Origin of the sequence: Flavobacterium sp. Arc2 (assembly GCF_041431385.1) — a bacterium.
GTDB lineage: Bacteria > Bacteroidota > Bacteroidia > Flavobacteriales > Flavobacteriaceae > Flavobacterium.
The window spans coordinates 38,020-51,954 of the sequence record NZ_JASMRH010000023.1; the positions used below are offsets into that span (position 1 = coordinate 38,020).

The following is a 13,935-nucleotide window of genomic DNA, read 5'->3' on the forward strand; positions in this document are numbered from 1 at the left end:
TCTATTGAATATGAATCATTTTACTTTTACAGCAGCCCAATAGGATTACTCTAAATTCTTGACTGATACAAAACACCAATTTCAGAGTTTGGAAACGGTAAAAAGCAATACCCGTAAAACAAATCAAACTTGTTTGAGATAAGGTAAATAGCAACTTATTCCCAAAAACAGAAAAGAAAAGAAATTAAGTTCGTTTGAAATCACAAAACTAAAATGACTACCGCCATTTGTCAAACTGAACAAATAAAAGGTTTCTTAAACCCAAAATACTAAAACAAAAAGCTTCGTATTATTATTAAAGTCTTTTACATCACAGTCCATAAAACTGAAAATGTGACATATATTTTTTTTTTTTGAAAAATGATATTTCTCATGTTTTTTTACATTAAGTAAAAAGTACCATCATTACTTCTTTTATCACCATTACTACATTGCCTTTTAGTTACAAATTTGCATAATCATTTTAAATAAGGATCATTATGAAATTCCAAACTAAAAAGCTTTATTCCAAAGTAAAGTTAGTTACTCTCACCATACTACTTTTTTTTCAGCCATTATTAACCTTTGCACAAACAGACGAGGGTGTTAGTTTTTTTCCTAATAAATCTATAGGTTTTATTGGCTTATTAGTAGGATTAGTAATTGTTGCTGTTGCATTAGTATTTTTTTTAATATTAAAACTGGCGGGAAATACAAACCAATTTTTGGAAGATAAAAATGAGGTTAAGAAAGATAAATTCAAAAAATATATGAATAATTTGAATTCGTCAGAAATTGAAGTTTTAAAGAAAAAAAGAAGTCAGAACAACAACCGCATTTCAATCGTAGTTGTGGGTTTTATATCTTTAGTACCACAAATAATGTCTGCTCAAACTGCTCCTGCAAATAGAGAAGATCTTTTTTCTCAACCAGGAGTAATCATTACTTTAGTCTTGATTTTTATTCCGTTGTTTTTGGCTTTGGTCTATTTGGCTGCAAAAGTAAATACCGGTTTCAAAAATTACGTCAACAATCAAAAAATCAACGAAGCTAAAGAGTTTGCAGCCTATATTTCTGAAACAGAAAATATTCCAAGCGATGCGATTTTGGATGAAATCAAGCATAAATTAGAATACAATATTACGCCAAATGAACTTTCTGGTATCGAGACTCCAAATGATTCAAAAGGCTTATTAAAAAATATTAGTTCTGAAACGAACTATCGTTTTTTTGCTTCTAAAAGGCCACCCGTAAAACGCCCTAAAATTGACCCCGAATTGACTCGGTTAATTTTATGGTTTCTAGGAACTGCGGTTTTTTGGCTCTTCGTTGGTAGTAGTGTTGGAGAGTACGTAGGTATAAAATTTATCGTTCCAGACGCTGATAATTACAGTTGGTTGAGTATTGGTAGACTTCGTGCCGTGCATACAAATCTAGTTTTTTGGGCATGGTCCACAATCGGAATTATGGGATTGGGTTATTATATCGTTCCTATGGTTAGTAATGCACCATTAAATAGTATTAAAAATGGATGGAAAGCACTTATTGCTGTAAATGCAGCTATGCTTGTAGGAGCTATTTCGATTATGGCCGGAATCAATAATGGTGGTGGTGAATATCGTGAAATAATTTGGCCTATCATGGCTGTTTGGGCCTACGGATTATTACTTACAGTAATCAACTTCATTAAAACAATTGCAAAGCGTACCACACTCGAAATATACATTTCTAACTGGTTTATCGTAGCGTCTTATATTTTCATTTTGATTGTTGCAACAATTGCTTATATCCCAATGGGACAAGACGGAATTGGTGAAACAATCGTGCAAGGATATTATATGCACCAAGCGGTGGGAATGTGGTTTATGTTCTCCATGTTAGGAGTACTTTACTATTTATTGCCGCAACAATTGAACAAACCTATTTATTCCTATAGTTTAGGAGTATTAGCGTTTTGGTCACAAATTTTATTTTACACCGTTATTGGGACACATCACTTTGTTTTTAGCGCCTTACCATGGTGGTTACAAACCGTTGCCATTGTAGGAAGTGTAGGGATGTTAATTCCAGTTACTTCTGGAACAATTAATTATCTGATGACTATGAGAGGTTCATGGAGTAAGATTAGTAATAGTTATTCATTGCCTTTCTTCTTTGTTGGAATCATTTACTATTTCACTGGCTCTTTTCAAGGAACTGCCGAAGCTTTTCGTTCTACTAATTTAATCTGGCACTTTACTGATTTTACTATTGCACACTCGCATATTACGATGTACGGAATTATTACTTTTTTACTTTTTGGTAGTATTTATGCCATTGTACCTCGCCTTACAGGAAAAGAACCACCACAATTGGGAGTTGGTGCTCATTTTTGGTTGGCATTAATAGGATTACAATTTTATACTATTCCGTTAATGATTGGAGGTACTTTAAAAGGAATTATGTGGGCCGAAGGAAAACCGTTTATTGATAGTGTAGTATTAATGGGACCGTATTGGTTATGGAGAGCAATTGGAGGAACTTTAATGTGGTTGTCTCATATCGTTTTAGCTTACAATATGTACAAAATGATGCGCCCTTCTACTGATGTAGATGTTAAAGAAAAAGCATTCGAAATAATCAATCAAAATTTGGAAGCTAATTCAGTTGAACCTAAAATATAAATACGATGAGTATATTTCACGATCATAAAAAACTTTTTACGTTAGCTACTGCCCTATTTGGCACATTAACTCTTTTTGTAGCCGTATTTCCATCATTGTATAATGAAGAAAATAGCGCTCCTCTATATGGTAGTGTACCACTTACGGAGCAGGAAGAAGCAGGAAGACAGATTTATATAAGTAACGGCTGTGTAGGTTGTCACACGCAACAAGTACGTAATGTAGACATGGATAAAACTTGGGGAAGTCGCCCAGGAATCGCCTCAGATTATGCTTATAGCACCAGAAAAAGCATTTGGCAAAATTCAGGTACTTTAATGGGAACCGAAAGAACAGGACCCGACTTAACAAATATTGGAGACAGACAACCCAGCCAAGATTGGCATCTAGTCCATTTATACAATCCCAGAACAGTAATGCCTCAATCAATAATGGCGCCTTATCCGTGGTTATTTGAAATTAAAGATAAAGTAGAAAAAGGGGACATCAAAGTCAATGTTCCTCAAGAGTTCCTTCACGGTCAAAAAGGAGTTGTCGTGGCTACACAAGACGCTTTAAATCTAGTAGCTTATTTAAAAAGTTTAAGACAAGTTAAATTACCTGACGGAACTCCAGACCCTGCCTTTTTATACAAAATAGAAAAAGCAGAAGCAACTGCTGCAGCCGGTGGTGCCCCAGCAGAATTAAACGGAACCGATTTATATGGTGCAAATTGTATGGCATGCCATCAACAAAATGGTGAAGGACTTCCGGGTGCATTTCCTCCTTTGAAAGGCAGTAAAATTGTTTTGGATGACAACCCCGAAATTATGGTTGGAATTATTATGAATGGCTACAATGCACAAGAACAATACGGTGAAATGCCTGCCGTAGGAACAAACGCGAACCTATCTGCCGAAGAAATTGCCGCAATCATGAACCATGAAAAAACCAGTTGGGGAAATACTGCCAAAAAAGTAACACCAGAACAAGTTAAGAAATTAATGGATCTCGCTAAGTTAAGTGCACCTCAACAATAAATAAAAAGAAGATGAAAAAGTCAATATACACAGTACTACTTGCCGCATTTTCGGTGGCAACATACGCCTGTCCCATGTGCGAGAAACAACAGCCTAAAATTTTGAGAGGAATTGCGCATGGAGCTGGTCCAGAAAGTAATTTAGATTATGTAATTGTTTGGGGCATGGTTGCATTTGTTGTAATAACACTGTTTTATGCGTTGAAATACCTAATAAAACCAAAAGAAAACAATGATGATCATATAAAAAGAACCATTATAAACTTTGAATAATATGGACCATAAAAGTAAAGTGATTATATTTGTTGATGATGATCTTCAACCAATAGGAGAATTTGATGCACCTGTAAATTTTGAATTAGATACTCGTAAATTAAAAGATGGATTTCACCAATTAAAAATAGTTAGTAAAGACCCAGCAGGAAAAGAAGGCGTAAGAATTATTCCCTTTAAAGTTAGGAATGGTCCTGCTATTGCTGTCGAAGGATTAAAAGACAATGACGAGGTTGATGGCGTTTTACCATTAATGATTAATGCGTATGGAAAAGGAAATCAAAAACAATTTTTAATTGATGGTAGTGAAACGCCTAAAAGTGTTCCTTCCTGGTTAATCTCTGGTATCATTGCTTTTGTAGCTTGGGCAATCTATTTTACAATAACTTCTTTAGGGTAAAAATAATATGTGCGAAATAAAAAACATCAGTTGTAATGAAGTTGCTCAAAATGAGTCGAGATTTGCTATTTATACTACTGCTGATTTTTTAAAATTCATGCAAAAACTAAATGTTCCACATCGGCATAATTATTATATGATTTTGCTAAATGAAAAAAATCAGGGTTCACAATTAATCGATTTCGTCGAATGTGACATTGAGCCCTTATCAATAACATGTTTGCATACGGGTCAAATTCATCAATGGCTAGACTATAGCAAAATTGAAGGCTTTGTTTTGGTATTCGAAAGTGATTTTTTTGCCTTGAGGTATCAAAATTATCAACTGAGTGAATTTTCATTCTTAACGTATCGCCACAAGCAACCTTATATAAAAGTTTCAGAAGAAAATTTTAATCATATTAAGTCCATTGCACTTTGGATGCTAAAAGAGTTTAATGGAAAACAAAACAATTTAGAAAAATGCTTACGTTCTTTACTCAATATCATGTTGATAGATCTTAATCGATTATTTGAACCTAATACCAAAAATGCAGAATTTAGTCAATCACTACAGCTTATCCACCACTTCGAAGAGTTAATTGACAAATATTACAAAGAGAAGCATTTTGTAAAAGACTATGCTTCGCTTATGCATGTTCGGCCTAATTATCTCAATGCTGTTTGCAACGAGGTAACCAACAGTTCTGCCGGTGATTTAATACGAAATCGCATTCTTATTGAAGCCAAACGATTGCTCATTCACGAAAAAAAGACAGCATCTGAAATAGCATACGAATTAGGTTTTGTAGACAACTCTTATTTTGGACGCTTTTTTAAAAAATATGAAAATTATACACCAGACGGTTTTAAGAAAAAATATCTAAAAAATTAGTCTCCAATTCGTCGAAAAAACGAAATTATAGAACTACAATGTAACATATGTCACTGTACAACTGCTCCTTAATAAATACCTTTGTAGTATATTAAATATTTGGATTTTGTTAGCAAAACAGCGTATTGTTTCAATAAAAAAAGATCCAATTTTAAAAATAACTACTCTTTTCATACTGCTCTTATTAGGGAGCAAAACAAACTTGAAAATCGCATAACTTTCAATAGGAATGAATAAATCAATTCAAAATAGTTTTATCTTTTTAATCATAATTAGCATTGTATGTTTTAATTTGAAAACGACTATTTTACAATTTGAATATTCTTTTTTTAATGAAAGTTTTACGGAGCAGTTTTGCCAAAACAAAGCAAAACCAGAATTAAAATGCAACGGTAAATGTCATTTGAAAAAGATAAATAAAGAACAGGACAATCAGGATTCTTCAAAAAAATCATTTGCAGATCGTGACGTTTTATTTTTTAACGACTTCGTTCAACACCCTATTTCTTATCTAATTCCTTCACAAAAGAAAAAGATCTATTCTAAAAAAGACTTCTTTCAGGTTAAAATAAATTATCCTTCAGAACATCCTCCTCAAAATTTGGTTTAACATCGCAACAGCTTAATAGCTAGAATGTTTAATCAAAATTATCAAAATGAAAAAAATTATTTGTGCCTTAACTATATTAGGCACGCTAAACGGTTATGCTCAAGAAGCAACAAAAAAAATAGACACGACCAAAGTGACCCTTTTAAATGAAGTACTTGTTACGGGTTCGTCCATAAAAAACCCTGCCCAGGTTATTGTTAAACAGGATTTCTCAGAAAAAGTAGTGCAGCCTAAAAATTCTGGTGAATTATTTGAAGATATCAATGGTTTTCATCTCATCAAAAGAGGAAATTATGCTGTCGACCCCGCTTTTAGAGCTTCTCAATACGAACAGTTAAATGTTCAAATAGATGGTGGAACTAAAGCGTTTCATGCCTGCCCCAACCGAATGGATCCTGTAACTACCTTGGTTAATCCAGAAGAAATTACTAAAATCGAAATCATAAAAGGCCCATTTTCGGTTCGTTATGGAAACACTTTTGCAGGACTTATTAATTTAGTTTCAAAATCTCCAGCTAACAACACTAAGCTCCTTAGCGGAAGTCTTTCTTCTGGTTATGAAAGCAATGGAAATTCTATGGTTAACATGTTTACTTTAGACAGTAAAATTAAAAAGTTTGACTTTTCTGGAAACTTCAGTTATCGCGATTATGGGAACTATGAAGATGGAAATCAAAACGAAATTCCGTCCTCGTTTAGAAGTATTAGTTATGGATTAAAAACGGGTTATCAAATTTCAGATAACCAACGTTTGCAAGCTACTTTACGTCAAAATTTTGGTCGTGATGTACTTCATGCAGGTTTGCCTATGGATACGGATGAAGATAATAGTACCATGGCTAATTTAGATTACAAATTAGAGACAAACAACACCTATTTTAAAGGATTAACTTCTAAGGTTTACTACTCGTATGTAGATCATATTATGACCAATTCACGAAGAGCTTCTTTTGCAAATTCAGAAGCCGTGTCAAAAGTAAATGCTTTAACATATGGTGGGAAAATTGAAACAGAATGGAGTTTAGGCTCGAAAGTCAATTTGTTTACTGGAATCGATATGGTCAATTTATCTAGAGAAGGTGGCAGAGATCGTTTAGTCAAAGTTAATATGATGGGAACTACGCTTGCAACACCTTTAGCTTATTATGATAAAGTTTGGCAAGACAGTTACTCCAATGATTTTGGTTATTTTGCAGAAACTAAAATTAAAGCTTCAGAGAAATCATGGTTGACTATTGGTTCCCGTTTGGATTTTATTACTTCTGATGCGAATGATTTAGATGCTACTTATGCTGCTTTGTATCCAGATTTTGAAAAAAGAAACGAAACATTGTATAGTGGTACGGTTTCGTATCAATACCTTTTTAATCCCAATTATAAAATAGAAGCTTCTTTTGGTCGAGGCACTAGAGCAGCTAATATTGAAGAACGTTTTATCGCCTTCTTTAACATTGGAAGAGATGCTTATGAATATGTAGGAAATCCAAATTTAAAACCGGAAGTAAACAATCAGTTTGAATTAAGCTTTGATGGAAAAACAAACTTAAAAGGTTTCTTTAATTCAGTTCAATATGGAACTTCAGTATTTTATTCTATTTATGAAAACTATATTTTAGGCGTTGTAGATGCCTCTTTAACTCGAAAATACAACTCGACTTCACCACCAATTCACCCAAAAGTTTTTAGAAATATTGACAAAGCATTAAAAACTGGTTTTGAAGCTTACGGAAACATTACATTCCATGAGAATTTTAATTTTGGAACAGAGGTTTCGTACACCTATACAGAAAACAAAGATTTTAATGAAAGTTTACCTCTAACTCCGCCATTAGTAACGCGATTAAAATTGAGTTATGAATACAAGAAGTTCTGGGCCAAAGCATTGTACACTTTGACAGCAAAACAAAACAAAATTTCAACCAGCTATGATGAAATTGCTACCGCAGGATATGAAGTGATGGATTTAAACATTGGTTACAAACCTATAAAATCAGTATCCATTGGAATGGGGCTTTTAAATGTGTTTGATCAATATTACAACAACCATTTAACCTTTGCTTTCAACAATGTAGCCGGTTTTGGAAGAGTTCCTATTACGGAACCTGGTCGAAACTTTACGCTATTTGTAAACTATAAATTTTAAAACTCAAAAAAGCCTCAAGTTATTCTTGAGGCTTTTTGATTTTAGGGAAAAATCGGTTTACTTTTTTCTTATACTCCTTGTAATCAGAAAATTTTTTAAGTAATTGTTGTTCTTCATAATTTGTTTTAAAGTAAAATAAAAGCAATAAAATTAGAGCAATAACTAATTTTAAAAATGAAACTTTATAAAAGGCATATCCAAACGTAAACAAGATGAGTCCTGTATAAATAGGATGTCGACTGAGTTTGTACATTCCAAAAGTGATCAACTCAGAATCTGTTTTGGGTGTTGGAAAAACAGTTAGATTTTTGTTGAGTTGCAAAACCGAAAGTGCTGAAATAAGAAAACCTATGATGGCCACCACTAATCCAATATATTTTACTGGTTGGGGAAGTTCAAAATGTGGTAAAAAATCAAAAGCATACAATCCAAATAATAGGAATTGTATGCTTACAAATAAATAATCTTTCCACGATTTTATCATTTTTTCTTACCTATAAATCGAATAACGGATCCCTTCCCTTGGTGAAAAGGGCCTTCACTTAATTCGATAATTTCTGTTTTTAAGAAATCAAATGCTATGTTTTTAAATTCCTCTTTTATCTCCTCTTCCGAAAACAACATTTCAATATCCTTTGGTCCGCCAGAAGGATATTCTAATTGTTCCTTACTAAATGCCTCAAAAATTACAACCCCATTCGGTTTTAGTAATCGTTCAATTTGATGGTGAATTGTTGCTCTAATAGCCTTTGGAAAATGAGAATAAATAAAGACAACTCCATCAAAAGAAGCTGGTTCAAAATCTAATTCTTCTAGTATTCCAACGCGATAATCAATTTTTACACCGTTATCATTAGCTAACTTATCCGCCTTCTTTTTACCCTCGATACTTGTATCAAAAGCAAAAACTTCAAATCCGTTTTTTGCTGCAAAAGCGGCATTTCGACCTTCTCCTTCGGCAGGAAATAATATTTTTCCGTTTTCAGGCAATTTAGAAATCGATTCTACAAAAAATTGATTGGGCTGAATTCCGTAAGCATACTCGTTTTCAGCATATCGTTCATTCCAAAAATTACTCATAATGTATCTTTCTTTTTTGGTGAAGTTACAAACATATTAAATAACAAACCACCCATTAAACCACCATATAAAGTACTATTTATCGGCTTTGAGGTAATGGCACAGGTACCTGATGCACAGCCTACAAAATGATAATAGGCGTAACCAGCAATTAAGCCCACTACTACTCCAACTCCCGTAAAAATATATTGTTTTTTCGTCATTTTATTTACATTTTGATTCACCTCCACAACACGATTTTTCTTCAATCGTGGTTTCACCTTTAATTGGATATCCTTTCTGAACCCATTTTGAAAGTCCTTTTTTCATGTTCAACAAATTGTCAAAACCATAATCACGCAACAAATGTACCACCTGCAAACTTCGCTCTCCATTTAAAGACGCTACAATTACTTTCTCGGATTTTGGGATTTCGTTCATCCTTAAAGCCATTTGACTCATTGGTATGTGCAATACGCGTGGAACATCAAATGAGAACTGATTAAACTCCTTTTCTTCACGAACATCGAGCAATAGATAATTGCGTTTTATTAATTCTAATGTGCTTGTTGGGCAAACCTCTTTTATTCTTAACTCTTCCATGACTTATTTTTTATCGAATACAATACTCCACATTCCTCTTACTTCATTCTCACTATAACCCGTTGCCAAATCATGTGGATACAATCCTTTTATTTTCATTTGTACCTCTGGTTTTATATTTTCAGACGTACCATGACATTGCAAACACATGGCATTAGTTGGTATTGGGTAGTAAAAATGTACTTTATCGCCTTTCTCTACTATAACTGGTTTAGGCTCTTTATTAGCCGCTAAATCTTTCTTGAATTGCGCGATATAAATCAATTCTTCGGCATTTGCTTTATTATTTGGATTTCTATTTTTATCAGAAACACGTTTGATTGTTGCATTGTATTTAACGGACATACTGTCTGTTAATGGAATGGCCTGAATATTACAAAAAGCCATTGCTTCAATCGTTCCTTTCTTTTGGATGGTTCCCATTAGATTTTTACCTAAAACCTTTTGGGTTCCGAATGCGTATTCTAAACCTATATCTGCAAAAGTCTTTTCTTTTGCAACAGCAAAAAACTCTTTACCTGATTGTTCCCAATCGTTATTTCCGTGACCTTGCCAATGCTCCTTGAACCATACTGGCGCTTCCACTTTATAATCATACATAAATGCGGCAATTTTTACGGTAGCGCTATCAGGGAAAGCTTGTTTTGGCATTACGCCAAATTTTCTGACCGCTCCATATAGTAACGCATTATCATCTGTAGGATTTGCTACAAATTCAGAAACTGCTTTTATAAATTCGGCTTTGTTGTATCCTTCCTTATCAATATATCGTGCTTTAATAGCAACAAATGGCGGCGCGACCCTACCTTCTACCTCATCTGCAGTGGGACTATGACAGGTATAACAATGTTTTTCCATTAAATCTTTGGCTTGCTGCGGTTGGTAAGCAAAACTTGGTGTTTTATCAATATCTTGATACGAATGCTTCTTTTTATTACAAGAAAAAAGTAGCACTACCGAAAAAAGTATAACGATTTTTTTCATGATGCGTTTTTAAGTTTTTGTAAAACTATTTATTAATAGCCAAAAGAAGTGTAACATTTATCACAAGAGGCTTTTTATATTAATAGCTTACATTAAGATATTTATAGCTAAAAACTATTAATTATAAAATTACGATGAATTTAATTAATACGACATAACTCTTGTCACATAAAATTTATTGAATCTATACTAACTTCGAGCTATAAAATAATCATCTAAACATATAAAACAATGGACGAACAAATAATTTGAATGCCAAGAATTGGTGATATGGCTCCAGATTTTGAAGCGGTAACCACTACAGGAAAAATAAAATTTTCAGAATATAATAAAGGAAGTTGGGTTATGTTTTTTTTCACATCCAGCTGATTTTACTCCAGTTTGTACTACAGAAATGAGTGGGTTTGCTTTAGAAAAAGATTTCTTTGCAAAACACAATACAAAATTAATGGGTCTAAGTATTGACAGCATTCACTCTCACATCGCTTGGGTAAATGCCGTAAATGAAAAAACAGGTGTTTTATTTGAATTTCCAATAGTTGCAGATATTAGTATGAAGGTTTCAAAAGAATACGGAATGCTTCAACCAGGAGAAAGTGAAACAGCTGCAGTAAGAGCCGTTTTCATAATGGATCCTAAAGGAAAAGTACGTTTAATCATGTATTACCCTTTAAATGTAGGTAGAAATAGGGCAGAGACTAAACGTTCTCTACTCGCTCTACAAACATCAGACGAGTATAGTGTAGCTATGCCTCTTGACTGGCAACCTGGTGAAAAAGTGATTGTTTCTGCTCCAAAAACAGTAGAAGAATTAGCCGAAAGAAAAAAGAGTAATTTAGAAATGGTGGATTGGTACTTAGCCAAAAAATCTATTTAAATCTCCTATTTTAAAAAACTTAAAAACCATTCTTTAATAGGGTGGTTTTTTTGTAAATTACACTCAATTAATAACTTAAAAATAAAAAAATGTATTTTAAACACATATACGACAAGAGTTTATCTCAAGGAAGTTACTTCATTGGATGTCAAAAATCAGGCGTAGCAGCAGTTATTGATGCAAAAAGAGATGTAGATACTTATATAGAAATAGCAAAAGAAAATAACATGCAAATAACGCATGTACTGGAAACTCACATACACGCTGATTTTCTTGCAGGTTCAAGAGAGTTAGCAAAAGTAACAGGCGCTGAACTATTTCTTTCTGCAGAAGGAGGTGAAGACTGGCAATATGAGTTTCCCCATAATGGTTTAAAACAGGGTGATATACTAAAATTAGGTAATTTAACATTAGAAGTTATACATACTCCAGGACACACTCCTGAAAGCATCAGTTTCCTACTTACAGACATTCCAGCAACAACAAAGCCAGTAATGCTGTTTACAGGTGACTTTGTCTTTGTTGGTGATGTTGGTCGCCCAGATCTATTAGAAAAAGCCGCTAATATAGATGGTACTGCTAATGCTGGTGCCTTACAAATGTATAAGTCCATTCAGTTATTTTCAGAGCTAGGGGATTATATCCAAGTTTGGCCAGGCCACGGCGCTGGTTCCGCTTGCGGTAAAGCATTAGGTTCTGTGCCAAGTACTACTGTGGGTTACGAAAAAATAAGAAACTGGGCGCTACAATATGCTAATGATAGGGATGGATTTGTAAAATATTTATTAGAAGACCAACCCGAGCCTCCTAAGTATTTTGCCATGATGAAAAAGTTGAACAAAGTTGACAGACCGCTATTAACTGAAGTTCCAACACAAAAATTACTAGCTGCATCAGAATTGAAAACAGCTATCGAAAAAGGAGTAAAAGTAATTGACGCTAGAAATAAACTCGCCTTTGCAGCAGGATTTATTCCTCAAACTTTAAATATTCAAGGAAATAACTCATTTGCAACCTGGGCAGGTTGGTTCGTAGATTATGATGAAAAATTTATTTTAGTAGTTGAAAATGAAAGCCAAGTAGATGATCTTACTCGTAAACTAATGAGAATTGGTTTAGACAATGTTATGGGGTATGTCGTAGGAACAAAATCATGGACTGATTATGGTGGAAAATTAGAAACAGCAAAAAATATTGACCTTCACAAATTTAAAGAAGTTATGGACGATAGCGTTATAATTGATGTGAGAGGTGCTTCAGAATTTAATACTGCTCACATAAAAGAAGCGCAAAATGTATTTGTAGGAACTATTTATGACCATCTAAATTTAATTCCTAAAGATAAACAAGTAGTCATTCATTGTCAAGGTGGAGACCGATCTGCAATTGCATATTCTATTTTAGCAAAAGAAGGATATACAAAAATAGCAAACTACGCCGCTGGAATGAACGAATGGATTAAAGATAACCCTAAAATATCACACGAAAAATAGTGAAACTAATTAGATGAAATTTGAGCTGTGACTTACTTTTAATTCTAATTAAACTTCTCTGAATAATTCCAAGAAACCGTCTCCATACCATTTTTGAGGCGGTTTTTTTATCCATCTAAATTATTCCTTTTCCACTATAGCTCTTAAAAAATATTTACATTTGGTTAACTAATCATTTACATAATTCGTGAGAGTATTTTTTTTATAATTCAATATTGATTTTATCAGTATCATCCCCCCTTACGCAAAACAACTCCAATCCTTCCAAACTAAATTAGAGAATTAGCAATGGATATAGTAAGTTTGCAGGCATTAGATTAAAAATGTAGTTAATCCACAAAAAGATAATTTTATTTTCATTTTATTTCCTTTATACCTTAAAAAATGTCTGAATACAGCCTTGACTTACAATACAAAGACATCACTTATGGTGAAGAACAAGTCAATTTCAAGGAATTTGAATCTTGCACATTTACCAATTGTGATTTCTCCCAATGTAATTTTATTGCTGTCACTTTTATCGACTGTCACTTTAATTCTTGCAATTTCAATAGTTCAAAGATAAATCATGTTGCCTTTAGAACGGTCTTTTTTAATACATGTAAAATGACCGATGTAAACTTTGCAATGTGTGATAAATTCATTTTTGAAGTTCATTTTAAGGATTGTATTTTGGATTTCTCCAAATTTTACACCTTAAAAATGAAAGGGACAACATTCACAAATACTAGCCTTGTTGCAGTTGACTTTATGAGTACTAACTTAACCGAAGTCCTATTTAGCAACTGTGATTTATACCGTTCTGAATTTGATAAAGCAATTGCCGACAAAGCCGACTTTAGAACAAGCTACAACTATTCAATCGATCCCACCAAGACAAAACTTAAAAAAGCTCAATTTTCTATAGAAGGCTTAAAAGGCTTATTAACCAAGTACGATATTATCGTTGAATAAGGTTT

General features: G+C 33.4%; 14 protein-coding genes and 1 pseudogene. 10 read left to right on the forward strand and 5 right to left on the reverse strand.

The features are described 5' to 3' along the window. The first annotated feature begins 479 nt into the window (after positions 1–479). The 7 genes from QO182_RS15210 (at position 480) to QO182_RS15240 (ending at position 7,960) form a co-directional block, all read left to right on the forward strand. Complete coding sequence (locus tag QO182_RS15210) at positions 480–2,642, forward strand: cbb3-type cytochrome c oxidase subunit I (RefSeq protein WP_371562540.1); 2,163 nt, start codon at positions 480–482, stop codon at positions 2,640–2,642. 5 nt (positions 2,643–2,647) lie between these two features. Next, positions 2,648–3,661 carry a cytochrome c gene (locus QO182_RS15215; protein ID WP_371562543.1) on the forward strand — a complete coding sequence of 338 codons (1,014 nt, stop codon included), beginning with the start codon at positions 2,648–2,650 and terminating at the stop codon, positions 3,659–3,661. 11 nt (positions 3,662–3,672) lie between these two features. Beyond that, a complete protein-coding gene (locus QO182_RS15220; protein WP_371562546.1) occupies positions 3,673–3,933 on the forward strand; it encodes a hypothetical protein in 261 nt (86 codons plus the stop codon). 1 nt (position 3,934) lies between these two features. Next, positions 3,935–4,333 (forward strand): cytochrome C, encoded by a 399-nt coding sequence (locus QO182_RS15225; RefSeq protein ID WP_371562549.1) that lies wholly within the window; start codon positions 3,935–3,937, stop codon positions 4,331–4,333. 7 nt (positions 4,334–4,340) lie between these two features. After that, positions 4,341–5,207 carry a helix-turn-helix domain-containing protein gene (locus QO182_RS15230; protein WP_371562551.1) on the forward strand — a complete coding sequence of 289 codons (867 nt, stop codon included), beginning with the start codon at positions 4,341–4,343 and terminating at the stop codon, positions 5,205–5,207. Between the two features lie 229 nt (positions 5,208–5,436). Next, positions 5,437–5,817, forward strand: a complete 381-nt coding sequence (locus QO182_RS15235; RefSeq protein WP_371540337.1) for a hypothetical protein — start codon at positions 5,437–5,439, stop codon at positions 5,815–5,817. 46 nt (positions 5,818–5,863) lie between these two features. Continuing rightward, the gene (locus QO182_RS15240) at positions 5,864–7,960 is read left to right on the forward strand and encodes a TonB-dependent receptor domain-containing protein (RefSeq protein WP_371562554.1); all 2,097 of its coding nucleotides are present in this window, start codon (positions 5,864–5,866) and stop codon (positions 7,958–7,960) included. A gap of 19 nt (positions 7,961–7,979) precedes the next feature. On the opposite strand, the gene QO182_RS15245 is transcribed toward QO182_RS15240, so the two are convergent. From QO182_RS15245 to QO182_RS15265, 5 genes are read right to left on the reverse strand one after another with little or no spacing between them, the layout of a single operon-like run. After that, entirely contained in the window at positions 7,980–8,444 is a 465-nt protein-coding gene (locus tag QO182_RS15245; protein ID WP_371562557.1) for an isoprenylcysteine carboxylmethyltransferase family protein, read from the reverse strand. Further along, a complete protein-coding gene (locus QO182_RS15250; protein WP_371562560.1) occupies positions 8,441–9,040 on the reverse strand; it encodes a class I SAM-dependent methyltransferase in 600 nt (199 codons plus the stop codon). The genes QO182_RS15245 and QO182_RS15250 overlap by 4 nt, the downstream gene beginning before the upstream one ends. Further along, entirely contained in the window at positions 9,037–9,243 is a 207-nt protein-coding gene (locus QO182_RS15255; RefSeq protein ID WP_091434755.1) for a DUF6132 family protein, read from the reverse strand. Before QO182_RS15255 ends, QO182_RS15250 begins: the two co-directional genes overlap by 4 nt. Before the next feature lies 1 nt (position 9,244). Further along, entirely contained in the window at positions 9,245–9,622 is a 378-nt protein-coding gene (locus QO182_RS15260) for a rhodanese-like domain-containing protein (RefSeq protein ID WP_371562562.1), read from the reverse strand. 3 nt (positions 9,623–9,625) lie between these two features. Then, the gene (locus tag QO182_RS15265; RefSeq protein ID WP_371562565.1) at positions 9,626–10,606 is read right to left on the reverse strand and encodes a DUF3365 domain-containing protein; all 981 of its coding nucleotides are present in this window, start codon (positions 10,604–10,606) and stop codon (positions 9,626–9,628) included. A gap of 252 nt (positions 10,607–10,858) precedes the next feature. Between QO182_RS15265 and QO182_RS15270 the strand changes: the two are divergent. From QO182_RS15270 to QO182_RS15280, 3 genes and pseudogenes are all read left to right on the forward strand, one after another. Continuing rightward, a pseudogene (locus QO182_RS15270) lies at positions 10,859–11,483 on the forward strand (peroxiredoxin). A gap of 89 nt (positions 11,484–11,572) precedes the next feature. Next, positions 11,573–12,976, forward strand: a complete 1,404-nt coding sequence (locus tag QO182_RS15275; protein WP_371562568.1) for a rhodanese-like domain-containing protein — start codon at positions 11,573–11,575, stop codon at positions 12,974–12,976. A gap of 384 nt (positions 12,977–13,360) precedes the next feature. After that, positions 13,361–13,930, forward strand: coding sequence for a pentapeptide repeat-containing protein (locus QO182_RS15280; RefSeq protein ID WP_371540313.1), 570 nt, complete (start codon positions 13,361–13,363; stop codon positions 13,928–13,930). Positions 13,931–13,935 lie beyond the last annotated feature (5 nt).

What these genes read in the sequence shown, in the direction of transcription:
- QO182_RS15255 (WP_091434755.1), bottom strand. Translation starts at nt 9,243, where the DNA reads ATGACGAAAAAACAATATATTTTTACGGGAGTTGGAGTAGTAGTGGGC.
- QO182_RS15265 (WP_371562565.1), bottom strand. Translation starts at nt 10,606, where the DNA reads ATGAAAAAAATCGTTATACTTTTTTCGGTAGTGCTACTTTTTTCTTGT.
- QO182_RS15260 (WP_371562562.1), bottom strand. Translation starts at nt 9,622, where the DNA reads ATGGAAGAGTTAAGAATAAAAGAGGTTTGCCCAACAAGCACATTAGAA.
- QO182_RS15235 (WP_371540337.1), top strand. Translation starts at nt 5,437, where the DNA reads ATGAATAAATCAATTCAAAATAGTTTTATCTTTTTAATCATAATTAGC.
- QO182_RS15275 (WP_371562568.1), top strand. Translation starts at nt 11,573, where the DNA reads ATGTATTTTAAACACATATACGACAAGAGTTTATCTCAAGGAAGTTAC.
- QO182_RS15240 (WP_371562554.1), top strand. Translation starts at nt 5,864, where the DNA reads ATGAAAAAAATTATTTGTGCCTTAACTATATTAGGCACGCTAAACGGT.
- QO182_RS15245 (WP_371562557.1), bottom strand. Translation starts at nt 8,444, where the DNA reads ATGATAAAATCGTGGAAAGATTATTTATTTGTAAGCATACAATTCCTA.
- QO182_RS15280 (WP_371540313.1), top strand. Translation starts at nt 13,361, where the DNA reads ATGTCTGAATACAGCCTTGACTTACAATACAAAGACATCACTTATGGT.
- QO182_RS15210 (WP_371562540.1), top strand. Translation starts at nt 480, where the DNA reads ATGAAATTCCAAACTAAAAAGCTTTATTCCAAAGTAAAGTTAGTTACT.
- QO182_RS15250 (WP_371562560.1), bottom strand. Translation starts at nt 9,040, where the DNA reads ATGAGTAATTTTTGGAATGAACGATATGCTGAAAACGAGTATGCTTAC.
- QO182_RS15220 (WP_371562546.1), top strand. Translation starts at nt 3,673, where the DNA reads ATGAAAAAGTCAATATACACAGTACTACTTGCCGCATTTTCGGTGGCA.
- QO182_RS15230 (WP_371562551.1), top strand. Translation starts at nt 4,341, where the DNA reads ATGTGCGAAATAAAAAACATCAGTTGTAATGAAGTTGCTCAAAATGAG.
- QO182_RS15215 (WP_371562543.1), top strand. Translation starts at nt 2,648, where the DNA reads ATGAGTATATTTCACGATCATAAAAAACTTTTTACGTTAGCTACTGCC.
- QO182_RS15225 (WP_371562549.1), top strand. Translation starts at nt 3,935, where the DNA reads ATGGACCATAAAAGTAAAGTGATTATATTTGTTGATGATGATCTTCAA.